Below are 434 nucleotides of genomic sequence, written 5' to 3' on the forward strand. Positions count from 1 at the left end.
AAGCCATGAATGCGCACAATGCCGTCTGTAACAGAAACAACGGTACCACGGGTACGCACTTCTGCATTGACGGACAGATTTTCGATTTTGGCTTTAATCAAATCGCTAATTTCAGCAGGATTAAGCTGCATGAAAACTCTCCTAATTTGTCATAGTCGCATACAAAGCATTCAGTTTGCCTTGTACGGACAAATCCAAGACCTGATCACCCACTTCTACTTTGATGCCGCCGATTAATTCAGGGGCAACTTTAGCTACCACATCCAATTTGCTGTTGAAGCGTTTTGTCAGGATATCGGTAACATCGGCCAGCTGCTGAGAACTGAGTTCATACGCGCTGTAAATTACTGCCGATTTCGTATTGTTGTGTATCAAGGTCAAATCTTGATATTGGGCATAAATTTCCGGCAATACCAGCAAACGCTTTTGCTCGG

At 43.8% G+C, this 434-nt stretch carries 1 protein-coding gene; it reads right to left on the minus strand.

What is annotated here, in order from left to right; genetic code table 11:
- Window positions 1–141: 141 nt before the first annotated feature.
- On the minus strand, window positions 142–434 hold a 293-nt coding region (gene atpH / locus ACTHSP_RS22045), incomplete at its 5' end, for an ATP synthase F1 subunit delta (protein WP_440347014.1).

The sequence above is a fragment of the Neisseria sp. P0001.S005 genome (genome assembly GCF_051963715.1).